The sequence below is a fragment of the Methanosarcina sp. UBA411 genome, from assembly GCF_002495725.1.
In the GTDB taxonomy this organism is placed as follows: Archaea; Halobacteriota; Methanosarcinia; order Methanosarcinales; family Methanosarcinaceae; genus Methanosarcina.
On sequence record NZ_DAGK01000024.1, the window covers coordinates 106,446 to 124,641 of the forward strand.

Consider the following 18,196-nt stretch of genomic DNA (forward strand, 5'->3'; position numbering starts at 1 on the left):
GCTTAATCTCCTTGCATCTTATCTTCCCGTGCATATCCTTGTATCTCAATGCTTTTCAATGCAAAAGGACGTTTTGTAAAATTAGTATTTTTCCAATTACTAGCCATCGTTGAATCTGCATTTTTAAAAAGCCACTCCATAGGCTCCATCACGCCTTTTGGTTGGTAAGTGCCTTTATTTCTGGTATGTCCTATCGCGCTGCAGACGAAAAATCTGTTGTTTTTAAATTTGATATTTATAATGTTCAAGAAACTTTCCATTCCGTTATCTATAAGGAACTTACGGCAAAGGTAATCTTGAACATCCATCGCGTTATTATATTTTTCAGGATTAGTTGCCATAAGATTGTTAACCGCAGCTTCACCTAATTCATTAAATAGTCCTGCAGAATCCGCTTTGTTAATTACAACAGCTAAAGGTACGGATAACATCTTTCTGTCAGTAAGACCAGTAACTTCTCTCAACTTATTCAAAAAAGAATTGACTATTCCGTTAATATCAGCCTTGCCGATACCGGCTATATCTTCCGGCGTTAAATCGCTTTCGCATTTATGCCTAACACTTGGAATAGAGAATGGGTCAATTATGAAAACAATACCCTGACAATATTCATACTGTTTTTGAACTTCATTTTCGTTATTGTCAGTGAATACTTCACCTGCGATATCATAAACATGAACCAATCTTTCAGGCTTGAACTCATCACCCTTTACAAAGAAACTGAAGGATATAGAACTTGGTTTGTTTACATCCTGTGGCCTATCAGTCATCCTTGTACTACCCGTTTGATAATCCCGTGTAATTTCTTTGTATATGTTAGATTTGGCTTCATTGTAAAACTCTATTTCCCATGATTTTCCAGGAGCTACAGATTCAACAAAATCTTTTGAAAATGCAGTGATGAAAGCCGTTTTACCAACCGAGCGCCCTCCAACTATTGGTATACAAATAGGTACAGTTTCCCTGTCATTCAAATATGTAATTTTGCCTTCAAGCCAGCAGTAATGGCAAATTGCTGTGAGTTCACGTCTCCCATTAAAGAATGTGGTGGGAAGTATTTCTCCGCAATGACAGGTTCTTTTTAGGATTCCATACACACCAGGAGTCAGGTTTGTATGTTTTTCTCCACAATTTGTGCAAATATAAGTTGGAATTAATGATTTTCTTTTACAGTCATGGCAAGCTGTAAATATTTTCTTTTGTAAAAGATACACTCGGTCAGTTACCCAAACAACAGTAAATCCTATGTAAATGACCGTCATAAAAACTAATAATATGGCTATGTTAATAGCGGATAAAACCAGTGTGATGGCAGAGCCGCAGATTAAAACCGCAATTATTGCTAAAGAATTGAGTAACCATTTAAAGATAAATAATTCTCTTCTATCTACACCTTTTGACAAAGCGATGTTGTCCTTATACGTATCAATAGACTCAGTATTCCTCTGCCAAGCGCCTTTTACCGTATTCCAAAGATCTTTATAACCTTTACCAAAAAAGTAACTCTTTTTAGCAGGTTGTGGATCAGTCGCCAATCTTACTACCTCTTTTTATCTTATGCCCCAAAAAATTATTAAATCAAGATATTAAATCGAAGAAAAGTTGCCTAGTTACTCGCAATGAAATAACCTATGCAACTTATTATTCTCTGGAGTTTCAATTGGAATCTCTAATCTTGAAATTCAAGAAGTATAGCTGAAAATATGTGTAGATTATATTATGGCAAGTCTTTAATACACATTATAAATATAATTATAAATCCAGACAGACAGCGATATGAAAGTAATTATACAGCAAACAGAAACTGCACGATTACTTCTATACATATTTTCTTTGAATGATTTACCATAGTTGACAAGAGCAGTTCCGCCACCCCAAAGGACACCGCCCCCTACTGCCGCTGATATAGCAACTAATATTGCTGATAAAGCAAATAACAATATGTAAAACGCTATGTAAATTAATATACCATAAATACACAGTTTAAGGAACGTTAACATATCGGACAGATCACCCATTTTAATCACTCCAGGTTAGCAATTTATCAAACCAGCCAGAAAATCAAATAAATAGTTAGCTTAATTGTGATCTACAACGATTTTAATATAATATTTATTTTTATATCTTTTCACAAATGTTTATATGCCCTCATAACCTATGATTAAGTCCTAATATATAATACTTTCTATATTCTTAGTATAAGAACAGAGATTCTTTGAATAATGACTGTAAATAAACGAAAGTACTAAAAAGTCTTCATAATTTATGAATTATTATTCTGTAGAAGAAGCTACTAACTTATCTTCGGCAGGAGAGATATTTAATTTTTGATAATTTTTGATGATGGCGATTTTGAAATGATGCTCTATAATTGCGTGTAGTTTTTAGGTTTAAATATGACCAAAATTATTAATCTCTCATATTAGACTTTAATGAAAAAATAATTCTTATCTTGAAAATTTAAAATTAAATCATACTAATAAAACGGTGAGAAAGTCACATAATTAAAAACAACACTTGTGTTTTTCCCGCCTACTCAAAAGATGCACAGGCAAGATGCAAAAATTAAAGAAAAATATAATTACCTTTACAATTTTGATCAATCTAAAACTTTTGCCTTAATCATTTAACCATTAAATTTTTGAAATGATCCAATTTCCTCGATCATAGAGAAACTCCAATTTGAAATATCTTTTTATTATAGAGCCCATCCCAAAACCTATTTTATTCCAAATCAGTAAGAGTTTCAGGACTGTTTTTCATGATCAGATATTCGATTGACTGTCCCAAATAAGAGATTCAAAAATCAAATTTTGAGTTTCGGGATAGGCTCATAATCTGAATCTTCTTCCCCTGTTTTGGTTATCTCTAGAATACTCCAGTCTGCCCGGTTTATCTCCAAGCTTATCTCCCAGCTGGTGACCAAGATCATATCCAGGCGGCTCGCGCATTCGCTCTACTACATAATCATCTAGCTCTTTATCTTTTCCTAAAATATTCTGTGCAAATGTTTCTCCATTTTGTGCCCTTTCTTTAAGTTTATTGATTATCCTATTCTCCTCTTGCTTATACCAGCCCCTGACGTGCTTTGGAAGTTTTGACTTGTCAGACATAGCCTCTTTGAGTATACTCTTTCTCGTGGCAATTCTCCAATCTTCAGTTCCACCATAAGCAGTATCTCCTCTAGCGGCAGGCCCAAACTTCCCTTTCTTAACACTTTTCTCCCAGTCAGGCAATATTTTTATTGCCCTTTTATCACCTTGTGCCGCTAGTTTTCGAATGTTCTCAAACTTCTTGTTTGCCAAGCTAGCTTCGGCCTTTTTCCGGCGTTCCCTCATCTTACTACTCATTGAAAATTTGTGTGAGTTGGGTTTTAGTGGCGGTCCGGTTTCTCCCTTCTTGACACGCTCTTCCCAAGAAGGCAGTATTTTTTTTGCGCGGTTATTACCTTTATCTGCTTCAGCTTTGATATTTGCAAGTTGATCCTCTAGCCATTTTTTATATTTTTCTTTATGTTCTTGTTTTCGTGAATTGCGACACGGATGTTGGTCACCTTTATTATTTTCATTCTTACCTTCATATTTGTCTTGATACTTCTGCTCTAAACCATTTTGTTTTAGATTGCTTGTATTAGGTTGAATACCATGTTCTTTTTTCTTTAGTTCATTCTTCTTTTTTTCTTCTTTCATTTCAGGACTATCTGTGTTCCTTTCAGTTTTCTCAGCTTTTCCTTCCTTAGCTTCTTCTCTCTTAGCTTCTTGTTTTTCCGATTTATTTCCAAGTTGTTTTCCTGATTCCCGTTTTAAATACTGTTCTTTATTTTCAAGTTGGCGTTCTGGAGTAACTCCTTTCTTTGAATCATCGCCCGATACTCCATGTTTAAATCCTTTTTTTTCGTTATTTTGCACGAAGTCTTTAGAACGAGCATCTAATTTTCCATTAACTTTTTTTGTTTCAACACTTTTCTTATTAAATTCACTAGGTTTGTCATTGACACTAACCTTTTCAGTATTTTTGATCTCAGACATACTTCCCCTCCTATAAAATAGAGTATAATTACAGTTTCTGCAATCCCTATAAATTTAAATACTTATTTTGTTTAAAAGTTAACATCAATTTATTATTGTAAAAATTTTGAAGACCTCAAGTGCACTGGTCTTCTCGTTGGAAGCAAAGTGAGACCCATTTCTTCTTGATTTGAATTTATCTAAATTGTCACTCTATGTACGATGACTGAAAATCAAATAAAAAAACCGAAATTCTACTTTCGATTACTTAGAGGTTAAGGGAAACTTATCAAAAAGTTACTCATTTGGATTCGGTTATGATACAAAGTGCAAAGAAATTATTATCTTTTATGCAAATATCTATGAATTATACCGGAAAATCGCTATGCATAGTATTCAAAGTTGTGCATAAAATTCGTTAACCGATGACAAATGAAAAGTTACTTAGTATCTCTGCAAAGCAGAGTGAGAAACCAAAGCATGTTTCCACTTTTGATAAGATGACTATCTGCAGTTTGATTTCTTTTTTCACCACTATAATGAACTTTAGCTTTCCATAATTAAGCTCCAACGTGATTTGCTCCTAAGTTCCTCAACCAATACAATACAGTACAAGCTTGTACCGATAATCATCCGGTTCACTTTGTATCTTGTAAAGTAAAAGATTTATGAAAGTTTGATCTTTCGTCTGTTCATCATAAAAATCCGCGTAGAGATCTAAGTTATTATAGATGCAATCACTCCATATTCTACAGGTACTAACAACAGAGTCATCAATATCCGATTCTTCCAAAACCTCCTCTGGCAATCTGTCCTCAAATATTCTAAACACATCGTTGCAATTCATAAGTTTAAAAATAAGCTCAGAGAATGCAAACGGCTGCTGTTCGGTCCCATATTTTTTTTGATATTCTAAAAAAAGATTTCTTATGTCGGTTTTGGCAAACTTGGAAACCTTTGAAGAATTAATAATTGTGTTGAACCAGGACATATTAAAATTGTCATCTGCATCCTGGGTTATGAGTTCAGTAAGTAAGTCTCCTATTAGAGTTGTCCTGTTCTTTCTATCCTGAATCGGAGTTGTTGATATTTCATATAGATCACTACTCTTGTCTGTTTTTGTTAAGACGGCTTCCAACCAGTTGTTTTGATATATCGCAGCAACGCCTTTATCCAGTTTACTCAATTCCATAATCTGCTTATCATTAAGGCCGATCGAACAGCCGGCTACCTCGCAATCACTCTTTTCAGGTAGCCTCATAATTATTTTTGTGTTTGTATTTTTTATCGCTGATATATCTACGGCTGTTGGTGACTGGTCGACAATGATAAAGCCTTCACCGAATGTTCTCATCTCAGCAATAGAATTACTTATCATTTCAACAGATTTGCCCTGAACATTTGCAGATTCTTGATTCTGATCTGTAGAAGTCTTTTTCAAAAGGTTATGCGCTTCTTCCAATATAGTTACATGCTTAAGCGGCAAGTTTGTGCCGATTGACGTTGATTGTCTGAATTCACTTAACTTTAATATCAACACACCCATTAACAATGCCTTGGTTTCAACAGACCCGATACGGCTCAAGTCAACAATTGTATTTTGGTTAAATAGCACATCATCATCAATTGCATTTCCCGTAAAAATCTGCCCGACCAAACCGTTTGTTAATGATTCAACACGGGTAACAAGAGATCCAATATAATCACCCTTTGTTTCCGCAGAAAACTTAGATGCTTCGAGTAACTCCGGTAAAATTTCAACGACATCTTTGAATGTTGGGAATTTTCCGTTCCCTTGATTAATATATATAGAGTGATTTAAGTCCCAGCCATGAAGAATATATGCATTCTCAAATGATGCTTTCAAAAGTGCTGGCATAGCTGCATATAATGGCCAACATGCACTGAATATTTCTATAAGTCTATCCAAATGCTCCAATACATGAATTTCTTCATTAAATTCAAAAGGATTTATGCGTAGCATGTCATAATATTTTGGATTCGTTGTAAATATGTTAATATCCGGCATTCCGCCAAAAGCTAACTTGTATTCTCCTTTTGCTGGCTCAATAACTAAAAATTTGACGTTATTTTTTTGTGAGATTAGTTCTTCAATAAGTTTATAAGTTGTATTTGATTTACCCGAACCAGTTGATCCAGTTATAAAACAATGTGCTGTTAAGCTCTCTAAATCCAATCGTACTCTATTGTTCTCGAATACCTCTCCCATATGGTAGATGGCCCCAATGTCCACATTCCGGTAGTTCTCTTTTTGCTCCTTTGCAAACACATTTCTACCAAATGCAACGGAAATGATGGATGTGACACCAGCTACAGATTTACGCGGAATTCCCATAAAAATAGGCACCTCAACCCCACTAATCATACTCGCTGGAGTGATTGTCTGTTCTGTGTAGGTTCCCTCTCCACTATTTTGAGGAAGATATTTAAACATGGGATGCAGACCATATCGGAGATAATCCATGATCATCAAATTCGTATCTGAATTCTCATATTCGTTACCCCACAGATTTATGAAAGAGTTTTCGACGCTTGTTTTTTCTCCGGCAACCAGTGCTTTATAAGTATTAGCTGCGACAACAGTTGTTTCGGGATCTTCCGAAATAAAATAACATGCACTATCCCATAATCCATATGCTTCGCAACTTTTAATTCTATCTAGTTGCTCATCTATTTTCTTTAATAACACCTGTACAGTCTTGTTTTGTTTAGTGATAGCTATGCTATTAGAAGTTCCTTCCGTAGTCGTTGTTGTATCTGATTTTGTGTTACTAGTAGATTCAGATTCAGAACGGGTTTCGGTATGAACAGTAGAAGATCCGCTAAAGCTTCCAGTATTTGTTCCATAACTTGTTCCAGAGTTCAATCCCATCACAAAAAGAGAATAGTTTCGACCACGGTTCCGAGATTTACTTGTTCCACTGGAAGTACCAGTGTTTGTCCCGGTTGTGTCACTAATGCCCTCATTTATCGATTTTGAAAAGCTATTACTTATACCAATGGCTACAGCTTCACTTTTATTTTCACTGTATGTCAGATTCGCCTGTGAGAATTGTGAAAGTGTGGAATAGAGCTCTTCATATCCTCGTTTCTTATTCTCCAAATCAGCCTTACTTAAAGGTGAAGAGATTAATACTGCAGTATATTTCACACCTGACATAGAATCAATAAATTTCTCCATTCCTTGTACAAATTTATCTTTATCATTGTCTCTTGTGCTTGGAACAATTGAAACAGCAGATACAGCCATATTGGAATATACATTGGGTATATGAGATTCTAATAATCTTTCAATTTGTGGAGACGATTGCTCTTTTATTTCAATACCTGGAAAATTTCCTCTCAAGCTTTTCCCCAATATCTCTTTTGCAATATTTGGTTGATTGATATCTCTTGCTCCAATGTAAAAGTTTACACCGTCTTTATCGCTAAAAATAACAAGTAAAGCTGAACTTCCAAAGTTTGATAGTGCACTATAGACACTCACAAGTTTATCATTAATGTTCTCATTAGCATCATATACAATCTTGCTAACTTCAAACATAGAGATATATGAAAAAGAGCATTGAGAATTTGCCAATGGTATAGGTTTGCACTTATCTATGTCGATTAAGTAGTTTTTGTTTATAAATAGATCTGCAATTTCCAACCCATTTTGCATGATTTCAGAAACTCGGTCTTGTATCTCGGTCACTTCTTCAACATGTTCCATAAGCGAGGACCCTCTTGTCCGATGAAATAGTTCTATCATACTTATTTTATGATTATATTCGAGAAATTGACATAACTATTGATATACATTTTTATATTTTTCTAATTTGGAATATTAACAAAGGATAGGATAACGTTGAAAAGAACACTTGGAAAAAGAATTGAAGTACCGATTGTGATTATTTTTCATTCGACTGCAGAATGGAAATCAAAGACGAAATTGGAAGGAGAAAATTAAACGGCTCTAGATCAAAAAGAGTACACTGAGACAGATATTTCAATATAGAATTACAAAACTTAATACTCAGAGCATATCTTCATTGGATAAGTAAGGAGGGATTGCTCTACCCTTCTACCCTAAGAATCAAAAACGATAATTTCCCATTATCCAGCTCAATCGTTCCATAATACTTTCGATACGGGTAGCTGCTTTTTATGTAGCTCAATTTTTCTGAAACTTAATTTATTTTTACATAAATAGAAAATTGCTATTTTCAAGAAATAAATTTACCTACAATTTTGAAGGGATATCTTGGACTCTGGTTTGAATAAATAGTAGCTCATTATTCGGTCTGGAGATCTTAGATTCGGATATTTCCTACCTTCCAGCATTAGATCTGTACGCATTTTTTAATTTTGTTATGACGTATTCTTACCCGTTTCCATAGCTTCCGAGGTCATATATTAAGTAGGTTTTTTGAAAACTTCTACAGAATAAATCCTCAAGATCTGTAATTTACACAAAAATAATACATTGCCAATTTATCAGGAAACTAAGATTTAGAACTTAAGAATTAAACCTAGGGATAAATTAAAAATAGAACTTTAAAATCTCTGAACAGATTTTAAAAAATAGGCTATAGAATAGAACCTACAGCTCTTGTTTTCAAGATATCCCTATTAATTTGGCTTTACCTGCGCATACTAAGTGCAGGAGCCGCCATGCCGTCGTAGGTACTTGCCATATGTTCGGGCTTGACATTCTGCATTTCAGTGCGCTGGGCGCGGAGCATATCATCCACCCGGAGTACCATCACTGCAGCTTCGGAACCGGCTTTGACGGAGTTGATCTTAACCCTGAGAGGATCAACTATGCCTTTTTCGAGCATGTCTTCAGCGGCGCCGGTATTGATGTTCAGGCCTGCATTTTTGTTTTCGGCGTGCTTTGCCCTGAGATTCACTATTGTGTTGATAGTGTCCAGGCCTGCGTTTCTGGCAATTGTCCTTGGGATTTCTTCAAGGGCATCTGCAAAAGCTCTGATTGCCATCTGTTCACGCCCGCCTACGCTGGGAGCATATGCACGAAGCCCGAGTGCGACTTCAATTTCAGAAGCACCGCCACCTGCAACAATCCTGCCGTCTTCTACTGCGCATTTTACTACTCTGAGAGCGTCGTCAATTGCGCGTTCAAGGTTGTCAACCACGTGTTCGGTACCGCCTCTAATGACAATTGACACGGATTTTGCACCCTTACAGTCTCTGAGGTAGGTTTTGCCCTGGTCGCCATCCCGATCCTGTTCGAGGAGTCCGGCATGTCCGAGTTCTTTTTGGGTCAGTTCTTTGATATTGCGGATAGGTCTTCCGCCTGTGGCATCTACAAGGTGCTGCATGTCATCGTTCTTAACCCTGCGGGTAGCATAAATTCCCCGGTTTTGCAGGTAGGCTGCGATCTTGTCATCCATGCCCTTTGAGCAGAAAACTGCATTTGCACCTGCCCTGATAATATAGTCTGCCATTTCGAATAGGGCTGCCTCTTCCTGCTTTACAAAATTTTCAAGATCGCCATATGCGCTTATCTGAAGTTTCGCTTTATTTGCAGTCTTGCCTGTCTCCATAGGGGCATCAATCAGAGCAATTGCTGGATTTTCGATTCTAAGAGGGAATTCCTTGTCCAGAGCAACCTTGTCTATTACAATGCCTTCAACAAACTCGGTATCTTCGATCTTGCCGCCGACGTCTTTTGAAATAATAACATCTTTAAGGTCGACTATTCCCCTTTCGCGAATCGCGAGCACAGCATCCACGCAAAGTTCTGCAATCAAACGGTTGTATTTTTCGGAAGCCTTGCCCGTAATAGAGGTTTTGGCAACTTCTACAAGCATCTCCTTTTCGTCTTCACCGGTTGGGACTGCCAGATTCTCTAAAATCTCAACAGCCTTCTCGGCTGCAAGCCTGTATCCATTAACAATAATTGTCGGGTGGACTCCACTCTCAATAAGGTTTTCTGCCTTTTCTAGCAGACTGCCTGTAAATACGACAGCACTTGTAGTCCCGTCGCCGGCCGAGCTTTCAAGTGATTCTGCAACTTCTGCCACCATCTTGGCTGCCGGGTGCTCGATGGACATATCGTGTAAAATGGTTGCACCGTCGTTTGTGATCGTAATGTCTCCGATAGGGTTGACAAGCATCTTGTCCATTCCTCTCGGTCCGAGCGTATTCTTGACTATGCTGGCCACTGCCTTTGCAGCCGCAATATTCATGCTGAGTGCTTCTCTTCCCTTTGTCTGCTCTTTTCTAGGATCTATTATTATGATTGGCTGGCCACCTTTTTCCATCTGAACCAAAACCTCCTTAAAATGAAGTATATGTATCGAAGTTTTTTACTTGATAATTTGAAGTCGCCCTGGCTTACAGTCACCTTTAGCCCGAGATCAGCCTGAAAATATAATTTTATCAGTTGCCTTATCTGAAGCAGTATTGATCAGAAAATAACTGATAATACTTCTATAAAAATATACCGGGTACCTTCCGATTCTTGAAGGTGAAACTAGATTTCCTCGTAAGGCTAAGGAATAATTTTAGAAAGTGTATTGCCTTAGAAAGTGCATTGCCTGTTACTGTCCACTACTTTTTCCCTCAAAGTTTGTTCTTATGGATAGTGAAAAATTGGCCGCTACGGCTTTTATTTTTATCCATAACAACTTTGACCTTTTAATTTCTGATCAATTTCGCTTCTGGCCACTGTTACTTCCTGACTATAATTTATATTTCCTGATTACTTTCACTTTTTGATAATCTCCACTGATCCGTCTTTTTTCCCGATATAGAGCTCGTCCACATTGGAAAAGATTCCATGTTCAACAACTCCCGGAATTGAAGATAGTCGAAGAGCCAAACCTTCAGGATCGTTTATCACGCCGAAATTAGCATCAAGTACAAAGTTTCCATTGTCGGTTATCACAGGCCCGTCTTTTCTCAGAGCTAACCTTAGCTCGGGCTTTCCTCCCAGCTCTTTAATTTTTTTAATCACAAGGGTTTTTGCAAAAGGCAGAACCTCAATCGGAACAACCTTATCAAGCTGGGTGCTCGTTTTTGATTCGTCAGCCACGACTAGAAAATGTCTTGCAGATGCCGATACTATCTTTTCCCGGGTATGGGCAGCTCCCCCGCCTTTGATCGCATACAGTTTCGAGTCGATCTGGTCCGCTCCGTCAATGGCAATATCCAGTTCAGGATGCTGAGCAAGGTTAGCTAGAGGGACACCGGCTTCTATGGCAAGCATTTCAGACTGGTATGAAGTAACAACACCCAGGATATCGAGCCCCTCTTCTCTTACCCGCCTGCCAAGTTCTTTTATTGTATATGCAACTGTTGAGCCCGTTCCAAGCCCCACAACCATTCCCGATTCTACCATCCGGGATGCAGCAATGCCAGCTGCACGTTTTTCCGGGGAATCGGTAGATATATTTCGTTCTGTCATTTTATTTTCCCTTCCGATTCGAATCCTGAAAAAGTTATGAAATTCTTAAACTGGAGATTAAGCTGGAAATGCTTAAACTGAAGACAAACTGAAAATTTAAACAAGAAGTGTTTAAGCTATAGAAGTTTAAACTCCAAAAATAAGGGATTTCAGGGAGAAAGTCTTCTCCTGTCCCTTGGGAAGAGTACTGTATCCCTGATATTTTCGGTCCCAAGCATGGTCATGATAAAACGTTCACAGCCCATGCCCCAGCCTGCGTGTGGAGGCATGCCGTATTCAAAAGCCTTGAGGTAGAACTCAAAACCGTCAGGGTTCAGGCCCTGTGATTCTATTCGGCTCTTAAGCAGGTCAGGAATGTGGATACGCTGAGCTCCTGAGGAGAGTTCCATTGTGCGGTGCATCATGTCAAAGGATTTGCTGTACTCCGGCCTGTCCTCATACGGCATGGCATAGAACGGTTTAATCTCAGTTGGCCAATCAATAAGGAAATAGTGGGATTCTCCTGTAGTCTCGTAGACGTAATTGCCCACAATATGTTCTCCGAGCGTGCCAAGATCATCTCCCCAGTGCATTTTCTCTTCCGAGCGAGCATTTATGATCTCGATTACTTCGTCATAGGTGAGCTTAAGGAAAGGAGTTTTCGGGACTTTGAGCTCAATCCCGAGTGTTTCAAGGGCAGACTTGCACTTCTCAATAACCTGGGCGTAGACATAAGCCACAAGGTTTTCAAGAATCTCCATTACATCAAAGTGGTCTGCAAAGCTGACCTCGACATCGATAGAAGTAGCTTCGTTCAGGTGCCTGCGGGTATCGTGTTCTTCAGCTCTGAAAATTGGACCAATCTCAAAAACCCTGTCAAACCCGCCGCTCATAAGGATTTGCTTGAAGAGCTGAGGGCTCTGGTTCAAAAAAGCTTCCCTGTCAAAGTAAGTGATCGGGAAAAGTGCAGTGCCACCCTCGGTTGCAGTTGCCACAACCTTGGGAGTTGCGGTTTCGATAAATCTGTTTTCTACAAAAAATTCCCTGATAGCCTGGAGAGCCTGGTGTCTAATCTTGAAAATCGCAGTTGTTTCTGCCCGTCTGAGATCGATAAAGCGTGAATCCAGCCTGGTATCCAGTTCAGCTTCCACCTTGCCTGTAGTGTCCATTGGTAACGGAGAATCTGCAACATTCAGGACAGTGATCTCTTCAGGAAGCAATTCGTATCCGTTCGGAGCTTTCTCTTCGAATTTAACGGAGCCGGTTACTGTAATTACTGACTCGCGGACAAGTCTTCTTGCAGCATCAAACAGGTCTTTATCAATTTTCTTCTTTACAAGGGTAACCTGAGCCTTTCCTTCCCGGTCTCTAAGCACTACAAAACAGATCCCTCCGAGGTCTCTTACCTCATGGACCCATCCTGCCAGGGTAATTTTCTGACCGTTGTCAACGTTTTCGGGTTTGACATCGGCTGTATAATGTGTTCTGAGTTTTGCTAATGACATAAATTCACCTAGATTGGAGTAAATTAAATAAAAAATGTAAGAATGAAGCTGAAACGTAGGTGAATAGTCATAACTCATTATTAATTTATTTGTTGCCCGAGTTCCGTCTCCCGAGTTCCGTCTCGGGAGGACGGAGACCTTTTCGCTCACTTCGTTCGCTCAAGAGGGCTGAACTATAATAAAGATACTAAGCTGAGCCAAAAGGGCTGATTTGTGGGAGGTAAAATCACTTTTCGATTCACTGAAGAGAGATATTTTCTAGGCAAACTGCACTGCTTTTCACACGGCTAAGAGGATAAGTTTGTGAAGTTAAATCTATTCGCGTTTCCGGTGTATCTAGTCGCTACAGAGATTGTAGTGGGTTAAGGCCAGAACTGTCGCCGGTCAGAAAGCAATGGAAATAAAGAAAATAAGCTGGATGCAGGCATACTTTCCTGCTTAGAAGTTGGGAAAGTTTAACATAAGTCTTAAAATTCGAAAATATAATAGAACAAATTCACAATACATAAATAATTAGCAATAAGTCATTTATCATTGAGTGGTCTTTGGAGTTCGGTTATACCCTCCTCAAGTACTGCAATTTACCCCCAATAATACAGGTTTTTAGTTCCGACTATTCCCAATGTTCCCCTAAAAACCACTCAATACCTTTTTTATACTCAATACTTTTTACGCACAATACCGTTTCAAAAAATAAGTTTTATCAGGTGTTCTACTTTGCAGCACCTGAAGGTTCTGATGCCTGCATTTTCAAATACTTATTTTCAGATCCCTATAATTTCATAGACTTTTTCCATGTCAAGGTTCTGCTTAACTACATCTGCAAGTTCTTCGTAGGCATCGTTTTCGGTCATGATGTTTTCAGGGCTGTACTCAAGTCCTTTTTTCTCATAGAGGTATCGCATAAGGGCATCTCTTATATTTTTATTGTCAAAGAGCCCATGCAGATAAGTGCCAATTACCAAGCCAGCATCATCGATTGCTCCGTCATCTCCAAAGATGTTGCGGTAAGAATCGGTTATGCCCATATGGATTTCGTATCCTTTTATTTCCTGTCCGTCTATTGGAGCTAGTATCGGGCCGTAAGCATTCACTTTTTTTGTGACCTGGATTGTTCTCTTTTTATATTCTCCGAACTTTGTTCCTATATCCAGAAGGCCCAGCCCTTCGAATTCGGCTTCGACTCCGTTTTCAACTCCTGAATCATAAATTGTCCTGCCGAGCATCTGGTAGCCTCCGCAGATTCCGAAAATCGGGATTTTTCCCTTAAAGGCCTGGATTTTCTCGGCCATACCACTTGCCTTAAGGTCGAGCAGGTCGTTAACCGTATTCTTTGTTCCTGGGATCATGATCGCATCCGGAGTTCCTAAGTCTTCGTCAAGCTCCACATAGCGGATTTTAGCAGATCTTTCCAGGGGCTCAAAGTCCGTAAAGTTCGAGATCCTTGGAAGGCGGATAACTGCGATCTCAATTTCTTTTCCGTTTCTTTCGCCTTCTTTATCTTCAAGTGAAACCGAATCCTCAGAAGGAATATTAAGCTTGAAATAAGGAAGGACTCCAAGAACCGGAATGCCGGTCATTTCTTCAAGCTGCTTCAGACCTGGTTTCAGAATCTCCAGGTCGCCTCTGAATTTATTGATTATGAACCCTTTGACGTTTTTCCGAACATCCTCGGGAAGAAGTGCAACTGTACCGTAGAGGCTTGCAAAAACGCCTCCTCTTTCTATGTCCCCGACAAGGATTATGGGTGCTTGTGTAAGTCTTGCAGTGCCGATATTTACGATATCTCTTTCGTACAGGTTAATTTCGGCAGCTCCCCCTGCCCCTTCCATAACAACAATATCATGTTTCTTGCAAAGTCTTTCGAGAGCTCCTTCAAGGACTTGATTCATTTCTTCAATGGAATCATAGTACTGACCTGCACTCCTGTCAGCATAAGGTTCTCCCAGCAGGATAATCTGAGAAACGCAGTCTCCTTTGGGTTTTAGAAGGACAGGATTCATATCGGTAGTGGGCTCGGTGCCTGCAGCTTTTGCCTGGATTGCCTGGGCAATTCCGATTTCCTTTCCATCCTTTGTGATCCAGGAATTTAGGCTCATGTTCTGAGCCTTGAAGGGGGCAACCCTGTATTCCCTTGACAGGATTCTGCATATGGCAGTCACGACTGAACTTTTCCCAACATGGGAGGCAGTTCCCAGGATCAAGACGCTTTTCTTTTCCATTTTTACCACACCTTCTGCTCGAACACTTATTTTAAAAAACTTACTTTTATAATTCGTATAAATTAGTTTTTATTTTTTCTCCGAAGGATGTAAATCAAGTAAACTTGTTTATTGTTAATATTATCCTCTTTATACTTTAACTAAAGAATAAATACTTTCGGATTCATTGCAGGTTTTGTTTATCTACTTTAAAAAGCTGATCGGATTTCAGGCATTTTCTCTTATCAAGATTTGTTTTCTTATTGTGAGCATCATTTCTTATTTCAAGCTTATTTTCTAATTATGCCTCTGCTTGGAGTGTTTTATTCCATTTCTTTTTGAAAGATTTTATCTTCTTAACTGAACAGGACTGAACATGAAAAACTGCCCTTCTCCAGCTACCCTTCTTTTAAATAATATTAAAACAATCTTTTTGATAATCGACCGGGGAAAAAAGACAATGAAAGCCGTGCTTTTCTTATTTCTTTTACTTATCATTTCAGTGACTCCAGCACTTGCAGCAGATGGCTCTCCCGTAGGAGAAGCGAATACGGCTCGCATAGCCGAACTTTACAGTGACCTTGAGTCTTTTGACGTGACTCTTTACTCGACACAGCCAGAAGAAAACCTGAGTCTTGAGGTGTTTCTTGTAAGTTCCGAAGGAACTCGTGAGAAGACACTTGACAGTCAGGTGTTTTTAGTAGGTAGTCTTCCTGCAAATGTAGGAGTTACGAAGGTTGGATTCTGGAATGTCAGCGATTCTGAACGTGGAGCTTATAGGCTAAAGGCAAGACTTGTTAAAGAGGAGCAGGTGTTCTCAGAGGCGAAATATAACTTTGCTTATGGCAGCAATTCTGTATCAAGGCTTCAGGTCAATGACCTGGTTCCTAATTCCCAGGGAATCAGTGTTGCACTATCTCCAAAAGAAGCCTCAATTTTTGATATCGAATACATGCTTGTAAACGGCTCGGATGTAGTTTACACAACAAAAACTGAAAAATTATCGCTTACCAGTGCGCCTGATGTTTTTTCCGCGTCTTGGGGTACGCTTATTGAGAATAATAAGGACTATGTCGGACGGGTCAAAATTCATGTATATTCTCCTGAAAGGGAGTTTATAAGCTCAAGCGAGCGGTTTACTGCCAGGGATGATGTCGAGATTACCGACATCTATGAAGATGAGACAGGAGCGAGTGCAACAGTTATTGGGCGTTCCCAGGTACCATTTGAAGGAGAACTTATTTTCTCTGTATATGAACTGTCCGGAACTTCAGGAAATGAGAATTCCGGATTAGTGGAATCTACTCGAGCAAGAGTTCCAGTGCTTTTGAATAATGACGACGAGACTGTCGAAGTTGCCTGGAGCCAAAGATTATCGAAAGGAGTTTACAGGCTTGAGATCGAGCTTGTGGGAAACGACGGTGACGTTATTGAGCACAGAGAAACTGTAATCGAATCCAACCTTTCTCCAGCTTCAAAAGTGAGCTCAGTAAATGATACCGATAATGAGATAGTAACTCAGGACGAGAAAGGAGATAATGGCGCCCCTGGCTTTCCTTTAGTTTCAGGAATTACAGGGCTTATTGCAGTGTCGATTTTTTTGAGGAAATCTCAAAGATAAAGCTCAAAGAATAATGAAGCTCAGTGAAACGCGATCTTCAAAGAATGATTGAGAGATAAAAGCGAATAGAGCTCAACGAAATCTAAAATGCAAAGAAAAATTTCAAGTTAAAAGTGCAGGAAAATCTCATACAGAGCTGTGAGCCATGCGTTATGAACTCTTTATTTCTCTCAGGCAAATCCGAGCAAGGAAATTCCAGACAATTCTTTCGGTTGGAGCTATAGCTCTTGCCGTGATGGTTCTTACCGTTTCTCAGGCGGTCATGGTTGGTTTTACGGGCGAGCTCTATAACACTACAGTAAATAAATTTCCTCACGTCTCGGTATCACCACAGGAAGGTGAAGACTACATTTACCTTTATAGGACCCTTATTGACGATATTGATAAAATAGAGGGCGTTTCGGCAGTTTCTCCTTTTCTTACTGGAAAAGCTTCTTTCATGTTTAAGACAAATTCCTTTAATGCCGAGCTGAAAGGCATTCTTCCTTTACAGGAAAATAATATCAGCGATATTGAAGCCGATATGGTAGAAGGAGATTTCAGGGAGCTTGAATATTCCAAAAACACCGTGGTAATTGGCTCGAAGCTGGCAGATAAGCTTGAAGTTAATCTGGGTGATTCCGTTGATGTTTCTTTTCCCAATGCAAATCCTCTTTCCCTGAGGGTTGTCGGAATCTTTCATACTGGTTCTCCTTTAGATGAATCCCTTACTTATACTTCCCTGAATGCCGCCCAGGAATTCTACGATGTTCCTGATGTGATAAATGGGCTTTCTGTCAGGCTTAAGGATTTTAATAAGGATAGGGAAGTAGCTGCCGAGATTGAAAAAACAGGCTATGAAGCAAGAGGCTGGACCGAAACAAATCCTGAAATTCTTAGGACGATTGCTATTGAAAGTACTTCGAATAATGTTGTTCTTAGCCTTATTATCATAATTGCTTCTTTCGGCGTGGTCAGCACTCTGAATCTCTCGGTTATCGGTGCAACAAGCCAGATAGGTATGCTCCGAACTATGGGTGCTACAGTTTCAAGTATTCGAACAATATTTATTCTTCAAAGTGGCATCCTCGGTCTGCTGGGTGCTCTTGCTGGTACTCTTACAGGGGTTGTAATATCTCTGGCAATAGGCCAGTATGAAATACCGACTGCTTCCTCAGAACTTTACGGTGGCCTTACAACTATTCCTATTATAATCCGGATCGGAGATATTCTGTTCATTATTATTGCAGTTTTTCTGCTGAACCTTCTTGCCGGGATTTATCCTGCCCAGCAGGCAGCAAAACTTGATCCTGTAAAAGCTATAAGCTCAAAATGAATAGATTTGATACATTTATACATTAAAAAGTATACTTATCTGTAAAACTAAGCTATAATTAGTGACACTTATAATTATAATCAAAGGACATATTCGTCATTCACATAATTATTAGCGGATATACTCAAACGGTACT

General features: G+C 38.9%; 10 protein-coding genes. 2 read left to right on the top strand and 8 right to left on the bottom strand.

The features are described 5' to 3' along the window. Positions 1–2: 2 nt before the first annotated feature. From BP861_RS09085 to BP861_RS09120, 8 genes are all read right to left on the bottom strand, one after another. The gene (locus BP861_RS09085; RefSeq protein WP_292374582.1) at positions 3–1,535 is read right to left on the bottom strand and encodes a TRAFAC clade GTPase domain-containing protein; all 1,533 of its coding nucleotides are present in this window, start codon (positions 1,533–1,535) and stop codon (positions 3–5) included. Positions 1,536–1,730: 195 nt separating this feature from the next. Next, the gene (locus tag BP861_RS09090) at positions 1,731–2,018 is read right to left on the bottom strand and encodes a hypothetical protein (RefSeq protein ID WP_292374583.1); all 288 of its coding nucleotides are present in this window, start codon (positions 2,016–2,018) and stop codon (positions 1,731–1,733) included. An 813-nt stretch (positions 2,019–2,831) separates the two neighbouring features. Continuing rightward, on the bottom strand, positions 2,832–4,028 hold the full coding sequence (locus BP861_RS09095) for a hypothetical protein (protein ID WP_292374584.1): 1,197 nt from the start codon (positions 4,026–4,028) through the stop codon (positions 2,832–2,834). Between the two features lie 571 nt (positions 4,029–4,599). Beyond that, positions 4,600–7,740 carry an ATP-binding protein gene (locus BP861_RS09100; RefSeq protein ID WP_292374585.1) on the bottom strand — a complete coding sequence of 1,047 codons (3,141 nt, stop codon included), beginning with the start codon at positions 7,738–7,740 and terminating at the stop codon, positions 4,600–4,602. Between the two features lie 910 nt (positions 7,741–8,650). Then, complete coding sequence (gene thsA / locus BP861_RS09105; RefSeq protein WP_292374587.1) at positions 8,651–10,294, bottom strand: thermosome subunit alpha; 1,644 nt, start codon at positions 10,292–10,294, stop codon at positions 8,651–8,653. 446 nt (positions 10,295–10,740) lie between these two features. Then, positions 10,741–11,439: a ribose 5-phosphate isomerase A gene (gene rpiA, locus BP861_RS09110; RefSeq protein WP_292374589.1), complete on the bottom strand. Its 699-nt coding sequence runs from the start codon at positions 11,437–11,439 to the stop codon at positions 10,741–10,743. A gap of 149 nt (positions 11,440–11,588) precedes the next feature. Beyond that, a complete protein-coding gene (gene aspS, locus BP861_RS09115; RefSeq protein WP_292374590.1) occupies positions 11,589–12,923 on the bottom strand; it encodes an aspartate--tRNA(Asn) ligase in 1,335 nt (444 codons plus the stop codon). A 764-nt stretch (positions 12,924–13,687) separates the two neighbouring features. Then, complete coding sequence (locus BP861_RS09120) at positions 13,688–15,145, bottom strand: cobyric acid synthase (RefSeq protein ID WP_292374591.1); 1,458 nt, start codon at positions 15,143–15,145, stop codon at positions 13,688–13,690. A 355-nt stretch (positions 15,146–15,500) separates the two neighbouring features. On the opposite strand from BP861_RS09120, the gene BP861_RS09125 reads away from it, so the two are divergent. After that, a complete protein-coding gene (locus BP861_RS09125) occupies positions 15,501–16,745 on the top strand; it encodes a hypothetical protein (protein ID WP_292374593.1) in 1,245 nt (414 codons plus the stop codon). A 145-nt stretch (positions 16,746–16,890) separates the two neighbouring features. Next, entirely contained in the window at positions 16,891–18,060 is a 1,170-nt protein-coding gene (locus tag BP861_RS09130; RefSeq protein WP_292374595.1) for an ABC transporter permease, read from the top strand. The last annotated feature ends 136 nt before the right edge of the window (positions 18,061–18,196 follow it).